The sequence below is a fragment of the Citrobacter sp. CK180 genome, from assembly GCF_030333655.1.
Classification (GTDB): domain Bacteria; phylum Pseudomonadota; class Gammaproteobacteria; order Enterobacterales; family Enterobacteriaceae; genus Citrobacter_B; species Citrobacter_B koseri.
This window is the reverse complement of the sequence record NZ_JAOWFM010000054.1, coordinates 226,107-244,505: the sequence shown is the minus strand read 5'-3', so window position 1 is coordinate 244,505 and position 18,399 is coordinate 226,107. Positions and strand designations below refer to the sequence as shown.

Sequence of the window (18,399 nt, the reverse complement as noted above, 5' to 3'; positions counted from 1 at the left end):
CCAGACCTTCTTGATGATGGGCGCCGGGTGCGGCGCGAAATGGGTAAACGGCGTGCATTCTACCTGCGCAAGGGCAAAATGAACAGGCGCGATTATACCCCTGCGAGGCGATATTGCCCGGATGCCAGTGTGAGGGACAGGTAAAAACTAACAGGATGTTGTAACTAAAACACAGGTTTTTTTTAAACTACTGCCCGTCAAGGCCGCGAATAGGTTTAATCGTCGACCACGCCCGGCAGGAAGGACAATGCCAGTACATGGTATAGGCGGTAAACCCGCACTTCTGGCAGCGATAACGCGGCTTGCTGCGTACCTGCTCACCGACCATATCACGCAGCACCATCAGGCTCTCTTTCGCGCGCCCTTCTTCTGCCTCATTGAGGTGATAATCCATCAGCTTATGAAACACCCGCATGGTCGGATGGCGCTGTAACTGGCGAGTGATATAGACCTGCGCAGTGTCGTGCCCTTCCCGCGCTTCCAGAATATCGGCAAGCATCAACTCAGCGGCGGCGCCGGTGTTTTCTTCCACAGCCCGACGTAAGAACTCCGCCCATTCATCATTTTTACCAAGCTGCTGATAGCACGTCTGCAACATCTCCAGCGTTTCACTGACCAGTTCTTTATCCTGGGAGATAACCCGCTGTAAGCTCTCCACCGCTTTGGCGTATTCCCCCTTTGCCATAAACACACGGCCCATCATGATAGAAACACGGGCGCTGTTTTTGTCTGCGGCGGCACCTTTTTTCAGCAACGTCATGGCGCGATCCATATCATCGCAGCCCATCTGTTGCAGCGCCAGTTCACAATAGAAATGTGCGATCTCAATGCGCTGCTTATCTTTGCCGAGCTTCACCAGCCGCTCAGCCACATCAATCGCTTTCTGCCAGTCGCTGGTCGCCTGATAAATTTGCAACAGCTGTTGCAACGCCCCTACGCGGAAATCCGTTTCATCCGTGAGCTGGTTGAACATATCTTCCGCCCGGTCATACAACCCGGCCGCCATGTAATCACGCCCCAGTTGCTGCACAGCCAGCAGACGCTGCTCATAAGTCAGCGACGCGCTTTCCATTAAGGTCTGGTGGATGCGGATGGCGCGGTCTACTTCACCGCGAGAGCGAAACAGGTTTCCAAGAGTGAGATGAGCCTCAACGGTGCCGGTATCCTCTTTCAGCATGTCGAGGAACAGATCCACCGCTTTATCCTGTTGGTTACTCAGGAGGAAGTTAACCCCCGCCACATAGTCGCGAGAAAGACGGTTAGCTTCGTCCTGTTTTGTTTGTTGCGCACTTCTGCGACCCATATACCAGCCATAGGCTGCCGCTACAGGTAAAAGCAGAAACAACAACTCCAGCATAAATGATTATTCCTTCACAACCGACGAATCGGCAGATACCGCAACGTCGGTCGCAGGCGAAAGCTGGTTTTCCAGTCGTTTGATTTTACGTTCGGCACGCACCAGGGAGACGCGAACACGCAGCCAGAACAGGCCGCAAATTAGCCAACCAATAGCAAAGCCTGCGGCAAATAAAACGGCAAGCAACGTAGAAATACGGTACTCCCCTTGAGCCAGCAGGTAATTAAACGTTACCTGTTGATCGTTCTGCGCACCCAATGTCACCGAAATAACAAAAATCGCCAACACCAGTAAGAAAATGAGTAAATATTTCACATTACTTCCCGTTATGTGGTTTGAGCGAATAAATCGTGTTCAACTTACCGCATTCAGCCCTTTAAATTACCATTTTCGCGACGCGCGCGAAACGGAAAAGCGTTCTGTCCACTCATGATTTAAGGGCAAATTACGGAAAATCAACCACCGTCAACGTTCTTGCTCCCGCTGCGCTATCTCGCGAGCCTCTTCAACGGGTGGCGTAAGCGGCCCGCAAATGCGCTGAGCAAGCCAGGTCGCCAGCGTCACCAGAAGCCAGGATATCAACGTCGCGACAACTAAATCGCGCGGCCAATGCATACCCAACAACAGGCGACTGCCCATAACACTTGTCGCCCAGACTAACAAAATCGCAATCGTAAGGGTACGCCTGCGCGGCCATAATAGTCCTACCGCCAACAACGCCCAGCTTGCGGCAAACAGGGTATGCCCGGAAGGAAACGCGAATCCGGTCTCTTTTTGCCAGTGTTGACGCAGAAAAGCCGGAATATCCTGCTGCCCGGACAGTTGTTCTTTGACTAAGTGCCCGCGTTCTTTACGTTTTAAAGTGTAGAACTCATCAACGGGAATATGGTGCGTTTTTTCCAGCCAAATAACAAAGGGTCGGGGTTCCTGCACCCGCTCCTTCACCAGCGATTTTACCCCCTGCCCCAGCAGGATCGCACCGGCCAGAATAGCAAAAAGCATCATTGCGGCTTTCAGGCGAAATCTCAGGCACCAAAGAAACCAGGCGCACAGAAGCACATGCGTAATAATTCCCCACGGCTGCGTCACCGTTTCTGTCACCCAGTATAAGGATTTTAACCACCAGACCGAGTGTCCGGGTTGCCAGTTCCAGCCTGAAATCCATACGCTAACCGGCATCACAAGCAACAGAGCAGCGCCCACGGTTGTGCGCTTCGCAATCGAAAGCATGACCTCTCCTTTCGTCGATAAGTGCCACAATCATAACTGAAAACCTGGCGTGCCGGAAAATTGACAAATTTGTGCCATTCCAAAAGCGATCGCACGGCAGCGATTAGGTGAAGTCCGCCGCCTTATGGCAAAATAGAAACATACAGAAGCCAATTGGCGATGACACCAGCATTATCTGGAGAAATACATGCAGCTTAAACGAGTGGCAGAAGCCAAACTGCCAACCCCATGGGGCGATTTCCTGATGGTGGGATTTGAAGAACTGGCAACCGGACACGACCACGTCGCGCTGGTTTATGGCGATATCTCTGGTCAAACCCCTGTCCTGGCTCGCGTCCATTCAGAATGTCTGACCGGCGACGCATTGTTTAGTCTGCGCTGCGATTGTGGTTTTCAGTTAGAGGCGGCGCTGACGCATATCGCGGAAGAAGGTCGCGGTATTCTGCTCTACCACCGTCAGGAAGGACGTAATATTGGCCTGCTCAATAAGATTCGCGCCTACGCGTTACAGGATCAGGGCTACGATACCGTAGAAGCCAACCATCAGCTGGGGTTTGCCGCCGATGAGCGTGATTTCACCCTGTGTGCCGATATGTTTAAACTGCTGGGCGTCGATGAAGTCCGTCTGCTGACCAATAACCCGAAGAAAGTCGAAATTCTGACGGAAGCAGGTATCAATATTGTTGAGCGCGTACCGCTGATTGTTGGCCGTAACCCAAATAACGAACACTACCTGGATACCAAAGCCGCTAAGATGGGGCATTTATTGGGTAAATAAATTTTTGCTATTAAAGGCCTGATAAGCACCGCGCTATCAGGCCTTTTTTATGTATTAATGCAACATATTACGAATCACATAATGCAGAATGCCGTCATTCTGGTAGTAGGTTAATTCAGTTGCGGTATCGATACGGCACCGGCACGAAATCACCTCTGTGCTGCCATCCACTTTGGTTAACGTCACCGGAATGGCGGCGCCAGGCTTCAGGTTTTGCAGACTGGCAATATCAATTGTCTCCTCGCCGGTTAACCCGAGCGTTTTACGCGTAACGCCCTGCGGGAACTCCAGCGGTAGAATCCCCATACCAATCAGGTTTGAACGGTGAATACGTTCAAACGACTCAGCAATCACGACGCGAATACCCAGCAAACGCGGGCCTTTGGCCGCCCAGTCACGGCTGGAACCGGAACCGTACTCTTTACCCGCAATCACCGCCAGCGGCGTTTTCTCCTGCTGATACAGCATCGCTGCATCATAGATGGAGATCACCTCCGTCCCCGGCAAATGTCGGGTCATTCCCCCTTCAACGCCGGGAACCATTTCGTTGCGGATACGAATATTCGCAAACGTACCGCGCATCATCACTTCATGGTTTCCACGGCGCGAACCGTAGGAGTTGAAGTCCCGACGCTCAACGCCATGATTCTGCAAATAGCGCCCTGCCGGGCTGTCCGCCTTTATGCTGCCCGCCGGGGAGATATGGTCAGTGGTGACGGAATCCCCCAGCATGGCCAGAATACGGGCGCCATGAATATCCTCCACCGGATCGGGTTGAACCTGCATTTCGTCAAAGAACGGCGACAAGCGGATATAGGTGGAGTCATCCTGCCATCCATAGGTGTCTGAGCGATCAACATTGATCGCTTTCCATTCCGGCGTCCCTTCAAAAACCTCGGCATACTCTTTGTGGAACATTTCCGACGACACCAGTTCAACGGCGCGGGCGATCTCCTGCGCGGAAGGCCAGATATCCTTCAGATAAACCGGGTCGCCTTTGCGATCGTGGCCCAGCGGCTCTTTCGCCAGGTTAATATTCATATTGCCCGCCAGCGCATAGGCGACAACCAGCGGCGGCGACGCCAGCCAGTTGGTTTTCACCAGCGGATGGATTCGGCCTTCAAAGTTACGGTTGCCGGAAAGTACCGCGCCCACCGTCAAGTCGCCCTTTTTGATTGCCGTTTCGATAGGCTCCGGCAGTGGGCCGGAGTTACCAATACAGGTGGTGCACCCATACCCCACCAGATTAAAGCCAAGTTCATCAAGATAAGGCGTGAGTTTCGCCTGCGCCAGGTAATCCGAGACCACTTTCGATCCCGGCGCCAGCGAGGCTTTCACCCACGGCTGCCGTTTCAGTCCCAGCGTTACCGCTTTTTTCGCCAGCAAACCGGCGGCCATCAGCACGCTGGGGTTTGAAGTATTGGTACAGGAGGTGATAGCCGCAATCACGACAGCGCCGTCCGGGAGCTGGTATTGATGGCCGTTCATAACATGATCGATTGGCTGCCGGTCTTTTTGCGCGGTGTTCAGTTCCAGCTCCGTGCTCGCGGCGAAGGCTTTCGGCACATCTGCCAGCGCAACCCGATCCTGCGGGCGCTTCGGCCCGGCAAGGCTCGCCTCGACATCCCCCATATCCAGTTCCAGCGAACTGGTGAAAACAGGTTCATCGCCAGGGTTTCGCCACATCCCCTGCGCTTTGGCATAGGTTTCGACCAGCTCAACCTGCTCCTCGCTACGGCCGCTTAAACGCATATATTCGAGGGTGATGCCGTCAATCGGGAAGAAGCCGCAGGTCGCGCCATATTCCGGCGACATGTTTGCTATCGTCGCGCGATCGGCCAATGGCAAGGAGTCCAGACCGTCGCCGTAGAATTCAACGAATTTACCAACGACGCCGTGTTTACGCAGCATCTGGGTCACGGTCAGCACCAGGTCGGTCGCGGTGATACCTTCACGCAGCTTACCGGTCAACTTGAAGCCAACAACATCGGGAATGAGCATTGAGACCGGCTGGCCCAGCATCGCGGCTTCCGCTTCAATCCCCCCGACGCCCCATCCCAGCACGCCAAGGCCGTTGATCATCGTGGTGTGGGAGTCGGTGCCGACCAGCGTGTCCGGGTATGCAACCCACTCTCCCGCCTGCAATTCGCTCCAGACGGCCTTACCAAGGTACTCCAGGTTCACCTGGTGGCAGATCCCGGTACCTGGCGGCACCACGCTGAAGCGACTAAAAGCCTGTTGCCCCCATTTCAGGAACACATAGCGCTCGTGGTTGCGTTCCATTTCCAGACGCACGTTCTCTTCGAAAGCGTCATCATCGCCAAAGCGATCAACCGTTACCGAGTGGTCAATAACAAGGTCTACCGGGGATAGCGGATTCACTTTCGCAGTATCCCCGCCGAGGCGTTTGACCGCTTCGCGCATGGCGGCCAGATCCACCACCGCCGGGACGCCGGTAAAATCCTGCATTAATACACGGGCGGGTCGATAGGCAATTTCGCGGTCGGCATGGGCTTTTTTCAGCCACCCGGCTAACGCCTGAATATCTTCTTCGGTAACAGAGTCACCGTCCTGCCAGCGCAGCAGGTTTTCAAGCAGAACTTTTAGCGACTTGGGCAAGCGGGTAATATCGCCCAGTTTTTTGGCAGCCAGGGGCAGACTGTAGTAATGATAGGTTTTGTCTTTGGCCTGCAACGTGTCCTTACTGGCTTCTCGTAGGGTTGACGACATAGCTCCTCCTTAATAACAGGGTTGGATACCCTGATTCTCCTCAGGGTTAGTATTAAAGATAACACAAACAGAATGTAACGTTTTGATAACAACCCGAATTGATAAAAGAGGAGAAACCTTACGGACGGGAATCGGCATGCGCAGGCCCGATGACGTTGCGCCATCGGGCATTTACCGGCATACGATCAGAAAGAGACAATCCAGATAAGTTGAGCCCAGAACAAGAGCGATACTGAGAACGCCCCAATCCATGACCAATATTTAAGATTCACAGTTTGCATAGGCTACACCGACATTTGTTTAATACTTTATGCTGAGATTTACTCAGCGCTTATTGCTGTGGTGTATAAGAAAATACAGTACGGGATGTTAATGACCTGTACTGGAAATGATGATTAAAAAAATCGCCAATTATTGTTTCTGTTGCTCATCTTCAGCGAATGAATCAATAAATGCCTGTTGCTGTTGTGTGAGTTTCCAGGATTCTGGAATATTCGTCACACATTCGCTCCGCGCTTCCTTCACGCTATCACGAGGCTGACGTGCTGGCGTTGAGGGTTGCTGATGTTCCTGCGAAACCATGACTTACCCCCACACTTGCCAGATAACCAGCGCAATCACAACCCAGAACAGCGCAGAGCCGAGGAATACCGCCAGCCATGCTTTGCGTTTAAGCTCGGGGTCCCTGCGGGGTTCCTGGTTTCCAGAAGGCATTGCTAACCTCATACAATCGGCATCACTTATCATTTCAGCACCAAACAATCGGTACAATTAATCATCAGATGAGACAAATCCTAAAGAAACTTTAGTCAAAAATCCAGTGAATTTACGAATCGTTTCCCATGAATAAATCAATCTTTTGACCGGAAATAAATATTTGAAAGGCGGAATTTGCGAGGCGGGTAATTCGAAACTACTTTACTGGCGCTTTTCCATGAATACGATACAGGTAATATGATCGCAGAAAAAACGAAAACCATAATCCATAAATTTAGTGGTTATTCAGGTATCTCCTCATGTCTGGAGATACCTGAAAACTCACGCGCGTGATTACTTTTCCGGTAATTTAATATCGTTAAACATGGCTTCAATTTCTTCGTTAGAACGCAAGGCCACGGCGGTATCCACAACATCGCGCGTCAGATGCGGCGCAAAGCGTTGAATAAAGTCGTACATATAGCTGCGTAAAAACGTGCTGCGGCGAAAACCAATTTTCGTGGTGCTATGGCTGAAAATATCATGCGCATCGACACGCACCAGGTCCGGGTCGGAAATCGGATCGACGGCCATGCTTGCAATCACCCCAACCCCCAGGCCAAGTCGGACGTATGTTTTTATCACGTCCGCATCGGTTGCCGTAAAGACAATACGCGGCGTCAGCCCGGCGCGATTAAACGCGGTATCCAGCTCGGAGCGCCCGGTAAAGCCAAAGGTGTAGGTCACCAGCGGATACTGTGCCAGTTCCTCAATCGTCACCGATGATTTAGCGGCCAGCGGGTGCTCTGGCGTGACGACGATAGAGCGATTCCAGTGGTAGCATGGCAGCATCACCAGATCGTCATACAGGTGCAGCGCTTCGGTAGCGATAGCGAAGTCGGCATTCCCTTTCGAAACCGCTTCCGCGATTTGCGTGGGCGACCCCTGATGCATATGCAATGAAACGCGAGGATAGCGCTCAATAAAGCCCTTGATCACATTTGGCAGCGCGTAGCGCGCCTGAGTGTGCGTGGTGGCAATATACAGAGAACCTTTATCCGGCCAGGTGTGTTCGCCCGCCACGGACTTGATGGCATCGACTTTGGACAACACTTCGCGCGCAATGCGAATAATTTCCTGCCCGGCTGGCGTCACTTGCGTCAGGTGTTTACCGCTGCGCGCGAAAATCTGGATGCCAAGTTCATCTTCCAGCATACGAACTTGCTTACTGATGCCCGGCTGGGAGGTGTAAAGCCCTTCGGCGGTGGAAGAGACATTAAGGTTGTGATTAACCACCTCAACAATGTAGCGAAGCTGCTGTAATTTCATGTTAAACCATCCAGATTAGCGCCGTCATGTCATCGTTTGATAAGCAGCACGTCACGCGCTGCTAATACGATTTAATAATAAAAAAGCCGTTAACTATAACCACTATATCATTTATATCAGAGCTGTATAGATGCGAAGAAAAAATAATAAGCCCGGAATAAAAAAGGGCCGCTTGCGCGACCCTCTTAAGTGAAATTCAGCCAGGTGACTGTTATTTCTTACCTTCTACCCACTTGCCATCAACGAAGAATGCTGACCATCCCGTCGCTTTCCCGTCTTTTTCAGCGGCAACATACTGCTGTTTCGTCTTACGGCTAAAACGCACCAGCGTCTTATTGCCTTCCGGGTCCTGCTGCGGCGCATCGGCCAGATAACGCAGTTTTTCCGGCAGACGGTCGCGGAAGCGATACAACTCTTCCACTAACGGCGCACGCGTTTCACGCGATTTCGGGAAGGTATTCGCCGCGAGGAAGATCCCTGCGGCGCCGTCACGCAGCACGAAATACGCGTCCGATTTCTCGCACGGCAATTCCGGCAACGGCACCGGATCTTCTTTCGGCGGCGCGACTTCACCGTTACGCAGAATCTTACGGGTATTTTTACATTCGTCGTTAGTACAGGCCATGTACTTACCAAAACGCCCCATTTTCAGGTGCATTTCAGAGCCACATTTTTCGCACTCAACGATCGGGCCGTCATAACCTTTAATGCGGAACTCGCCCTCTTCGATTTCGTAACCGTCGCAGGTCGGGTTATTACCGCAGACGTGCAGCTTGCGTTTCGGATCGATCAGGTAGCTGTCCATTGCGGTGCCGCACTTCTGGCAACGACGTTTTGCACGCAAGGCGTTGGTTTCCGCATCATCGCCTTCCAGTACGTTCAGCACTTCATTTTCCGGCACCAGGTTGATGGTGGTTTTGCAGCGCTCTTTCGGCGGCAGCGCATAGCCGGAACATCCCAGGAACACGCCGGTGCTGGCGGTGCGAATCCCCATTTTGCGCCCGCATGTCGGGCAGTCAATGCTGGTCAGCACCATCTGGTTAGGACGCATGCCGCCCTCTTCAGGATCTTTCTCCGCTTTATCAAGCTGCTGAGTAAAATCGCTGAAGAAGTTATCAAGCACGTTTTTCCACTCGGCTTCGTGGCTGGCCACCTTGTCGAGGCTGTCTTCCATCTGGGCGGTAAAATCGTAGTTCATCAGCTCGCGGAAGTTTTCTTCCAGTCGATCGGTGACAATCTCACCCATTTTTTCAGCATAGAAGCGACGGTTTTCCACGCGGACATAACCGCGATCCTGAATGGTCGAGATGATCGACGCATAGGTGGATGGACGACCAATACCGCGTTTTTCCAGCTCTTTAACCAGCGATGCTTCACTGAAGCGCGCCGGTGGTTTGGTGAAGTGCTGCGCCGGGGTCAGTTCAACCAGCGTCAACACATCGCCTTTATTCACCGCAGGCAACGTCCGGTCTTCATCGCCTTTACGCAGCGCAGGCATGACTTTCGTCCAGCCGTCGAAACGCAGAATGCGGCCACGCGCTTTCAGGCGGAAATCACCCGCACCGACCGTCAGCGTGGTGGAATCGTACTGGGCTGGCGTCATCTGACAGGCGACAAACTGACGCCAGATCAGCTGATACAGTTTCTGCGCGTCCGCTTCCATATCCTTCAGCGCTTCGGCCATCACCGCGACATCAGAAGGACGGATCGCTTCGTGCGCTTCCTGTGAATTTTCTTTGCTGGCGTACTGGTTCGGGCTCTCCGGCAGGTATTTCTTGCCGAAGCTATCGCTGATATAACCGCGAACCATGTTTACCGCATCCTGGCTCAGGTTGGTGGAGTCAGTACGCATGTAGGTGATGTAGCCCGCTTCGTACAAGCGCTGCGCCATCATCATGGTTTTTTTCACGCCAAAGCCCAGACGCGTGCTCGCCGCCTGTTGCAGCGTCGACGTGATAAACGGCGCGCCAGGCTTGCTGCTGGTCGGTTTATCTTCACGCTCCAGTACGCTGTAACGCGCTTTTTCCAGCAGGCTGACCGCCGCCAGCGTTTGCTCGCGGTTAACCGGACGGAACGGTTTATCATTCTGGTGCGTAACGTCGAGCGGCAAGGCATCGCCAGAAGGCGTTGTCGTACTGGCGTTCACTTCCCAGAACTCTTCCGGTACGAACGCTTTGATGTCACGTTCGCGCTCAACAACCAGACGCACGGCAACGGACTGTACGCGGCCTGCCGACAGGCCTCGCGCAATTTTTTTCCACAGCAATGGCGACACCATATAGCCCACAACGCGGTCCATAAAGCGGCGCGCCTGCTGCGCGTTAACACGGTCGATATTCAGTTCGCCTGGCTTATCAAACGCCTGGCGAATCGCGTTTTTGGTTATTTCGTTAAACACCACGCGGCTATAGCGCGTGTCATCACCCCCGATCACTTCCCGCAGGTGCCAGGCAATGGCTTCCCCTTCGCGGTCAAGGTCGGTTGCGAGATAGATGTGGTCGGCTTTTTCAGCCAATTGTTTCAGTTCAGAGACGACCTTCTCTTTACCGGGCAGCACTTCATACTGCGCATCCCAGTTATGCCAAGGGTCAACCCCCATTCGGTTGACGAGAGCGCCACGTTCATCCTTTTTGGGCTTTTTAGCCGTTTTGGTGGAGGTAGAGTCGGCGCTCTTTTTAGCTGCTGAGCCACTGGTCGGCAAATCACGGATATGACCGACGCTGGACTTAACCACGTAATCATTACCCAGATACTTGTTGATCGTTTTGGCTTTTGCCGGGGACTCAACGATGACAAGAGCTTTACCCATATTCACCTTTACCTAAATTGATTCTTCCTGGAATGCGTCGCACGTTGATTCACCTTCCACTGGCGACGAGACACCGATATGGTCTCTGTGTCGGCGGATATCAACCCCTTGTACTGACTCGGTGCGCGAAACGTGATCCTCAGGTGACTGAGTTAACAGGCTTTTTAGCACACAAGCGCTATAGCACGACGGAATTTTGGTCGAATGTCAAGCAAATCTGTTGCCAGATTGACGAAAGCGTCACACTGTACCTGATAAAATTCGTTACGCAACTTTATTAGCATGCAAAAACAAATCTCGCCAGTAACAGCACCTTTACAAGACCTTCGTGTTTATCAGGGAATATTTGCCCATAAGCAGCGCCCGGCGTAGACTAATGTCCTTGTTTAAGGAGTAAATAATGCATAAAGACACCCAACCTATCGATCGTGAAACACTGCTGATTGAAGCTAACAAAATCATTCGTGAGCATGAGGACACGCTGGCGGGGATTGTCGCCACCGGTGTGACGCAACGAAACGGCGTGCTGGTCTTCAGTGGCGATTACTTTTTAGACGAGCAAGGTTTACCGACGCCAAAAAGCACCGCCGTGTTTAATATGTTTAAACATCTGGCACATGTGCTTTCTGAGAAGTATCACCTGATCGATTAACGCAGGAAAGGTTTTGCCGGATGGCGGCTACGCCTTATCCGGCCTACAAAACAGTCCGCAGGCCCGGTAAGCATTAGCGCCACCGGGCTCCTTATCCGGCCTACAAAACAGTCCGTAGGCCCGGTAAGCGTTAGCGCCACCGGGCAATGACAATTTTACATCAGCGGTTTTTGTCCGCGCTGCCACCAGCGTAGCAACAAACGGTCGGCGCTTTCTGCGGCGCTACCCGTAAACCGATCCATCAATTTCTTACGCTGCATAAAGCGAACGTTGAACACCTCATAACCGTCCATCAAGCGGAGAATGACGTCATCACTGGTGTTGATTTCGTCCACCAGACCTTTCTCCAGCGCCTGTTGGCCATACCAGTGCTCGCCTGTGGCCACCTGTTCGATATCCAGCACAGGACGCATCTGCTGCACAAAATGCTTAAACAGGTGATGGGTTTCATTCAGATCTTCACGGAATTTCTGACGCCCTTCCTCCGTATTCTCGCCAAGCAACGTCAGCGTGCGCTTATACTGGCCCGCCGTGTGCAGCTCAATATCGATATCCTTCCCTTTCAAAAAGCGATTAAAGTTAGGGATTTGCGCCACAACGCCAATAGAGCCGACAATCGCAAACGGCGCCGAAACAATTTTGTCGGCCACACAGGCCATCATGTAACCGCCGCTGGCGGCGACTTTGTCCACCGTTACCGTCAACGGGATCTGCTTATCGCGCAGACGCTGCAATTGCGAAGCCGCCAGGCCATAGCCATGCACAACGCCGCCGGGACTTTCCAGACGCACGACCACCTGATCCTGCGGTTTAAACGCCGCTAACACCGCCGTCACCTCCTCACGCAGCGCGCTGACTTCGTGGGCATCCATACTGCCTTTAAAATCCAGCACCCAGGCACGAGGTTTCTCCGTCGCGGCATTTTCCCCCTGCTTTGCTTTCGCTTTCGCCGCTTTTGCCTCCAGCTTCAACTTCTTTTTCTGCGCTTTATGCCAGAGTTTTTGTTGATGACCGTCCATCAGCGCCGTCGCCAGATCGTCCTTCATCTCTTTATATTGTTCGCTGAGATTCGTTACCCGCAGCTCCCCACGCTGGCGTTTACGCTGGGCAGCATTCACGATCAGCATCACAATGACGGCGATTGCCACCACGACAGTGACGATTTTTGCCAAAAACAACCCATATTCAGACAACAATTCCACGAGTCCCACCTTGGTTAAACAACGCTATTTTGGCTCAGTGTACAACAGGCGTGTTAGCCCGTCTCGTTTGATCCTGCGTTGCGGTTACTGGGTGAAAAGTATGACAAAGTGTTCATTTTTCGGCGTTATCGCCGTTGACTGATTGAAATGACGCGGGCTTTCAGGCATAAAGCCGAAAAGTTAAAGAGAAGATAAGACAACTGGCAGGGTGACCCAACGCGTCGCCGAGGAGTAGCCGTGCATTACCAACCTAAACAAGATCTACTGCAAAATCGCATTATTCTGGTCACTGGCGCCAGTGATGGCATTGGTCGCGAAGCCGCGCTCACCTACGCGCGCTACGGCGCAAACGTCATTTTGCTGGGTCGAATTGAAGAAAAACTGCGTCAGGTCGCACAGACTGTCGCCGAAGATACAGGCGCATTGCCACAGTGGTTTACGCTGGATCTACTGACCTGCACCGCTGAAGAGTGCCACCAGTTAGGCCAGCGGATTGCAGCGCACTATCCACGACTGGATGGCGTTCTGCATAACGCCGGGTTACTGGGCGATATCTGCCCAATGAGCGAACAAAATCCGCACGTCTGGCAGGATGTTATGCAGGTTAACGTCAATGCGACATTCATGCTGACTCAGGCGCTGCTTCCTTTATTACTTAAATCCGACGCCGGTTCGCTGGTCTTTACCTCATCAAGCGTCGGTCGTCAGGGACGCGCCAACTGGGGCGCTTACGCCACCTCTAAATTCGCCACCGAAGGCATGATGCAGGTACTGGCGGACGAATACCAGAACCACCCCTTACGTGTAAATTGCATCAACCCAGGCGGCACGCGCACGAGTATGCGCGCCAGCGCCTTCCCTACGGAAGATCCGCAGAAGTTAAAAACGCCCGCCGATATCATGCCCCTCTATTTGTGGCTGATGGGCGACGACAGCCGCCGTAAAACCGGTATGACTTTTGATGCCCAGCCGGGCCGTAAACCAGGAATCGCCCAATGACTGAAGAACGCTACCAACAACGCCAGCAGCGTGTGAAAGATCGGGTCGACGCCCGCGTTGCGGCGGCGCAGGACGAACGCGGCATCATCATCGTGTTTACCGGCAACGGTAAAGGCAAAACCACGGCGGCATTCGGCACCGCAACGCGCGCCGTCGGCCACGGTAAAAAAGTGGGCGTGGTGCAGTTCATTAAAGGCACATGGCCTAACGGCGAGCGCAATCTGCTGGAGCCCCACGGCGTGGAGTTTCAGGTGATGGCGACCGGGTTCACCTGGGAAACGCAAAATCGCGAAACCGACACCGCAGCCTGTATGGCTGTCTGGGAACATGGCAAACGTATGCTGGCGGACCCAACGTTGGATATGGTCGTGCTGGATGAACTGACCTACATGGTGGCGTATGACTATCTGCCGCTTGAAGAGGTCATCAATGCCTTAAATGCCCGTCCGCAGAATCAGACGGTAATTATTACCGGTCGCGGTTGTCATCGCGATATTCTGGAACTGGCCGACACGGTCAGCGAGCTGCGTCCGGTCAAACATGCTTTTGAAGCGGGCGTAAAGGCCCAGATGGGAATTGATTATTAGGAAACGGTGCCGGATGACGGCGTAAACGCTTTATCCGGCCTACGGCCAAAACGTAGGCCCGGTAAGCGTAAGCGCCACCGGGCATTCAGCATCAGCCGTTGTTGTTACGACCGCCTGAACGACGACCGCCGCCAACCTGGCTGTGACGCTTCACCGCACGGCGAATCTGGTTCGCCTTCATACGACGTCGGTCTTTCTCGACGGCCACTTTGGAGGTGGTTTCCGGCGCCAGTTGCACCAGTTCACGCAGATAGTTGGTCTGCGCCAGATCCAGTTCAGTCCAGCCACCGCGCGGCAGCCCTTTCGGCAATGGAATATCACCATAGCGCACGCGGATCAGTCGGCTAACCTGCACGCCAACCGCTTCCCACAGACGACGTACCTCACGGTTACGCCCTTCGGTCAGCGTGACGTTGTACCACTGGTTAATACCTTCACCACCGCTGAATTTGATGGTCTTAAACGCCGCCGGGCCATCTTCCAGTTGAACGCCACGACTCAGGTCACGCAGCTTGGCGTCATCAACCTGACCAAATACGCGCACGGCGTATTCACGCTCAACTTCACGACTCGGGTGCATCAGACGGTTCGCCAGTTCGCCATCCGTCGTGAACAACAGCAAACCGCAGGTATTCACATCCAGACGACCTACGGCAATCCAGCGAGCGCCGCGCAGTTTCGGTAAGCGATCAAAAACGGTAGGACGACCTTCCGGGTCGTTACGGGTACACAGCTCACCTTCTGGTTTGTAATAGGCCAGAACGCGACAAATTTGTTCCGCAGACTCTTTCACCGAGATCAGATGACCGTCGATACGGATTTTCAGACCCGGCGTGATTTCAACGCGATCGCCAAGCGTGGCGATTTTGCCGTCAACGCTTACGCGGCCTGCTTCAATAATGGATTCAATTTCACGGCGAGAACCGTGGCCAGCGCGAGCCAGCACTTTTTGTAACTTTTCGCTCATAGAGCTTCCTTCAGGTGTCGCCTTCACAGGCGTCTGGTATACTTTCGAAAACAACGAGTTAGCATCAACAACTACTTAACTCACTGATATGTAACTATTTCATGGTACACAGCATGGCAAACAATATGTCACACAAGCTGTCACACACAACGATTCGTGGGCGCACATACTACACTAACTTTAGACTAAATGATTCAACAAGTTTTGTGCGTCTGAGTCTCGGTACTGATAGCCGAAAGCAAGCGGAAGTGATTATGAATCAGATCCGTCCTTTCATTCCCCTTGTTCAGAATGGAACGATGAGCCCCGAAGAGTTTAAACTTAAAATACAGGGCTACCGAGCCGCCACAAAACAAGACTTTGATGAATATCTTTTGAATTGGCTAAAAGGCGGCTTAGAAGAGGCTAAACGGTTACCAGAATTAGGCAGGTACCACAAACAGATTACGGGTGCGCCTTTATCGCCCCTAGACACTGCAAACGAGGCGCAAGGCTACGCCAACTCCCATTTGGGTAATATGTATAACGGTAACGATTTTTCCGCCAGGATGATGACTGCTGCACTCAGAATGAAGATGTTAACAGTTAATGAATCCGACCTTGATCAGGTTCACCATGTCGCCAGCCAGATAGATATGAATCAGGCCCTTATGTCACAGGCTTATGAAGCCTTCTATTCTGGTGATTTGACACGTTACCAGCAAATAATTGATTCGATGGGGTCAGCTTTACAAAATGCAATCCCGGCAGTTAATCCAGCGCCAATAGAGCAAAATACAGCGACAATTGCCGAGCCTGAGTCAGCATATAGTCCAAGATTGTTGGAAGCGTGGAACGACTATATAAAGGATAAGGGTCAAAAGTGGCGTAAGCAGACAGCAAACGAGAATCAGCGTTTCTTTGATGTTCTCTACCATGTTGTAGGTGATATCCCTGTCGATAGCGTTACGAAACAGCATATAAGAGATTCTCTCAAGGTCGCGGAGAATCTGCCTACTCGAACTAGACTACCTTATTCCAGAATGAGTCTTGTCGAGTGCATTGATTATGATGTCCCTGAGGATGACCTGATCGCCAGTGAGCATGTCCACAAACATTTAAAGCTCTGGCGCTCATTGTTCAAAACGTATCTAGTCGATCAGAAAGATATTCTTACCAAATCCCCTACTGAGGGGATCACCTACGAGGTGAAATCTAACCGGGGTGGGAACTATACAGCCAGCGAACTAAGCCGGATCAAAGAGTATCTCTTCGCGCTACCGGACAGTGATTATAGAAAATGGTACTTCCTCACCCTGATTTATACAGGTGCTCGACGTGGTGAAATAGCGGATATCCGTAAACATCACATACGGAAAGATGAGGAGACCGGGCGCTGGTATATCTTTATTGAAGGTGGGAAAACCGAACACGCCCGGCGACAAGTTCCAATCCATAGGGCTATAGAGGCGGGACTCTTGGCCTGTGTGGAAAACCGGAAGGATTCCGATCCTGTCTTTGGCAATCATCCGAACTATACAACCATCACATATGATTGGGTGGGATTGCTCCGAGTGCTAGAGATACCCGATTACAACGAGTTTGGGCTAAAACGGCGGGTGCATTCATTGCGACATACATTTATAAGCAATGCGATAACGTCCGTTGGCAATCCCCCACTGGTGCAATTTGTCGTTGGTCACAGCAGAACACAATCCCTTGGCATCACTGCCAGGTATACCCACACCCCACCACTAAAGGATCTACTCTCCGTGGTTGATTTGGCAAACTGAAACAACCCATAATTTAAATTAACCTTACATCACAGCAAATTAGGCCCAGAGCAAGGGTCTTTTTGTACATAAAACGTAAGCGCATCATAAAACAACCTATGCAATTACAACCCCCACCATTGAGAATGATTATTACTTGCAATTTGCAAGGGATGCTGTTAATATATACAGTATGAGTTAGAGAACATCAAACAGGCCAACGAGCCACCCACCGCCCTAACTCCTGAACCCCCACCCACTCAGGAGAACATACCCATGTTAACTAAATCTGAACTGCTCGCCTTTGGTCTCGACTATGACGAAACGGCTAAATTCTGTCTTGTCCGTGAGGCCAAATGCGGCACCCGTAAGGCTGTGGGCCAAAACAAGAAAGGCAAGGTTGTCGTGTACACGCCAAAGGGTTACGCCCCGGCGGCGGCTATTGTCTGGACTCTCCACAATGGGGACATTCCCGAAGATCACGCCGTTGTGACCGTGGGTGATCCTTTGGACTGCTCACTGTCAAATGTCCGTCTGGTAACGTCTGAAGAGGCGGACCAGCTACGCCGGGATCGCCGTGTATCGACCGCCAAGGCGCTTGTGAGAACTCCCAACGGATTACCGAGGGGTATCACACAGAGCGGCCCCAATGGCTATTACACGGCGTCATTTCGCCGCAACGGTGAACGGTTCCACAAGTGCGGGCGCGACCTCGCAGAGCTAACCGTGTGGATTCTCCTGAACCGTGACGGAATTGATATTACAATGGGCGGTAAGCTGTGATCAGCCTTGTCGGGGCGTATATCGCCGAACAGAAGCGCCGGGCCAAACGCCGCAAGCGCAAGTAATGACTAACCCCGCCTCTGTGCGGGTTTTTTATTGGCTCTTTTCCTCGTGAAGCCGTAGCGCTTTTGCTAATTCCAACTGAAAGGAAAATGACAGGCGGGAGCGGCTGATTTTGATACCGTCGATCACAATATGGGTGGGGTAAGCGGTGACCATGCGCCCGCCATAGGGGAAGCGTTTCGGGTGGGTAGACTTATCGTTATTCATTCATGTGTCATCCGTCTGGGTGGGGGTGATCCCGGTAGCGGATGATTGATCGAATATCGATCAAAATCAATAACTTAACTGATCCCTAATTCCTGGGGGTGGTACAAGTCCGCCTCCCCCAGCGCCTTATCTTGTGTGGGAAAATATCTGGGAGTTTGGATATATCAGCCAGGCACCACGAACCGCCCCCCTGGGGGTCTTGATCATGTTTCGCAAATATCTGCACTTGTCAATACTGATCATTCTCACAGCATCCATT

Annotated in this window: 18 protein-coding genes; 6 read left to right on the top strand and 12 right to left on the bottom strand. The window is 52.4% G+C overall.

The genetic code is table 11. The features are described from left to right. Positions 1–187: 187 nt before the first annotated feature. The 3 genes from lapB to pgpB form a co-directional block, all read right to left on the bottom strand. Positions 188–1,357, bottom strand: coding sequence for a lipopolysaccharide assembly protein LapB (lapB, locus tag OGV50_RS17900; protein ID WP_012132243.1), 1,170 nt, complete (start codon positions 1,355–1,357; stop codon positions 188–190). A gap of 6 nt (positions 1,358–1,363) precedes the next feature. Continuing rightward, complete coding sequence (gene lapA, locus OGV50_RS17895; protein WP_047463550.1) at positions 1,364–1,672, bottom strand: lipopolysaccharide assembly protein LapA; 309 nt, start codon at positions 1,670–1,672, stop codon at positions 1,364–1,366. A gap of 150 nt (positions 1,673–1,822) precedes the next feature. Beyond that, positions 1,823–2,587, bottom strand: a complete 765-nt coding sequence (gene pgpB / locus OGV50_RS17890) for a phosphatidylglycerophosphatase B (protein WP_012132240.1) — start codon at positions 2,585–2,587, stop codon at positions 1,823–1,825. A 187-nt stretch (positions 2,588–2,774) separates the two neighbouring features. Here pgpB and ribA point away from each other — a divergent pair, with 187 nt between their 5' ends. Next, the gene (ribA, locus tag OGV50_RS17885) at positions 2,775–3,365 is read left to right on the top strand and encodes a GTP cyclohydrolase II (RefSeq protein WP_012132238.1); all 591 of its coding nucleotides are present in this window, start codon (positions 2,775–2,777) and stop codon (positions 3,363–3,365) included. A gap of 54 nt (positions 3,366–3,419) precedes the next feature. Here ribA and acnA read toward each other — a convergent pair whose 3' ends face one another. The 6 genes from acnA to topA all read right to left on the bottom strand — a co-directional run bounded on the left by acnA (position 3,420) and on the right by topA (position 10,929). Then, entirely contained in the window at positions 3,420–6,095 is a 2,676-nt protein-coding gene (gene acnA, locus OGV50_RS17880; RefSeq protein ID WP_286488684.1) for an aconitate hydratase AcnA, read from the bottom strand. A 185-nt stretch (positions 6,096–6,280) separates the two neighbouring features. Further along, complete coding sequence (gene ymiC, locus OGV50_RS17875; protein WP_223849120.1) at positions 6,281–6,376, bottom strand: small membrane protein YmiC; 96 nt, start codon at positions 6,374–6,376, stop codon at positions 6,281–6,283. A 130-nt stretch (positions 6,377–6,506) separates the two neighbouring features. Further along, positions 6,507–6,677, bottom strand: a complete 171-nt coding sequence (locus OGV50_RS17870; protein ID WP_096753854.1) for a YciX family protein — start codon at positions 6,675–6,677, stop codon at positions 6,507–6,509. A gap of 3 nt (positions 6,678–6,680) precedes the next feature. After that, positions 6,681–6,842 carry a YmiA family putative membrane protein gene (locus OGV50_RS17865; RefSeq protein ID WP_012132233.1) on the bottom strand — a complete coding sequence of 54 codons (162 nt, stop codon included), beginning with the start codon at positions 6,840–6,842 and terminating at the stop codon, positions 6,681–6,683. A gap of 303 nt (positions 6,843–7,145) precedes the next feature. Further along, the gene (gene cysB, locus OGV50_RS17860) at positions 7,146–8,120 is read right to left on the bottom strand and encodes an HTH-type transcriptional regulator CysB (RefSeq protein WP_012132231.1); all 975 of its coding nucleotides are present in this window, start codon (positions 8,118–8,120) and stop codon (positions 7,146–7,148) included. Between the two features lie 211 nt (positions 8,121–8,331). Further along, entirely contained in the window at positions 8,332–10,929 is a 2,598-nt protein-coding gene (gene topA / locus OGV50_RS17855) for a type I DNA topoisomerase (protein ID WP_071258408.1), read from the bottom strand. 400 nt (positions 10,930–11,329) lie between these two features. Here topA and OGV50_RS17850 point away from each other — a divergent pair, with 400 nt between their 5' ends. After that, positions 11,330–11,581: a YciN family protein gene (locus OGV50_RS17850; RefSeq protein ID WP_003020616.1), complete on the top strand. Its 252-nt coding sequence runs from the start codon at positions 11,330–11,332 to the stop codon at positions 11,579–11,581. Between the two features lie 155 nt (positions 11,582–11,736). On the opposite strand, the gene sohB is transcribed toward OGV50_RS17850, so the two are convergent. Beyond that, a complete protein-coding gene (sohB, locus tag OGV50_RS17845; protein WP_112002049.1) occupies positions 11,737–12,783 on the bottom strand; it encodes a protease SohB in 1,047 nt (348 codons plus the stop codon). A 237-nt stretch (positions 12,784–13,020) separates the two neighbouring features. On the opposite strand from sohB, the gene OGV50_RS17840 reads away from it, so the two are divergent. Both OGV50_RS17840 and cobO read left to right on the top strand, forming a co-directional pair. Then, the gene (locus OGV50_RS17840; RefSeq protein ID WP_200090651.1) at positions 13,021–13,782 is read left to right on the top strand and encodes a YciK family oxidoreductase; all 762 of its coding nucleotides are present in this window, start codon (positions 13,021–13,023) and stop codon (positions 13,780–13,782) included. Beyond that, a complete protein-coding gene (gene cobO / locus OGV50_RS17835; protein ID WP_012132224.1) occupies positions 13,779–14,369 on the top strand; it encodes a cob(I)yrinic acid a,c-diamide adenosyltransferase in 591 nt (196 codons plus the stop codon). Before OGV50_RS17840 ends, cobO begins: the two co-directional genes overlap by 4 nt. 91 nt (positions 14,370–14,460) lie before the next feature. On the opposite strand, the gene rluB is transcribed toward cobO, so the two are convergent. Next, positions 14,461–15,336 (bottom strand): 23S rRNA pseudouridine(2605) synthase RluB, encoded by an 876-nt coding sequence (gene rluB / locus OGV50_RS17830; protein WP_012132223.1) that lies wholly within the window; start codon positions 15,334–15,336, stop codon positions 14,461–14,463. A 254-nt stretch (positions 15,337–15,590) separates the two neighbouring features. Here rluB and OGV50_RS17825 point away from each other — a divergent pair, with 254 nt between their 5' ends. Beyond that, positions 15,591–17,108 (top strand): tyrosine-type recombinase/integrase, encoded by a 1,518-nt coding sequence (locus tag OGV50_RS17825; RefSeq protein ID WP_353622095.1) that lies wholly within the window; start codon positions 15,591–15,593, stop codon positions 17,106–17,108. 255 nt (positions 17,109–17,363) lie between these two features. Continuing rightward, on the top strand, positions 17,364–17,870 hold the full coding sequence (locus OGV50_RS17820; RefSeq protein ID WP_286488682.1) for an HNH endonuclease: 507 nt from the start codon (positions 17,364–17,366) through the stop codon (positions 17,868–17,870). 93 nt (positions 17,871–17,963) lie between these two features. On the opposite strand, the gene OGV50_RS17815 is transcribed toward OGV50_RS17820, so the two are convergent. Beyond that, positions 17,964–18,140, bottom strand: a complete 177-nt coding sequence (locus OGV50_RS17815; RefSeq protein WP_286488681.1) for a hypothetical protein — start codon at positions 18,138–18,140, stop codon at positions 17,964–17,966. Positions 18,141–18,399 lie beyond the last annotated feature (259 nt).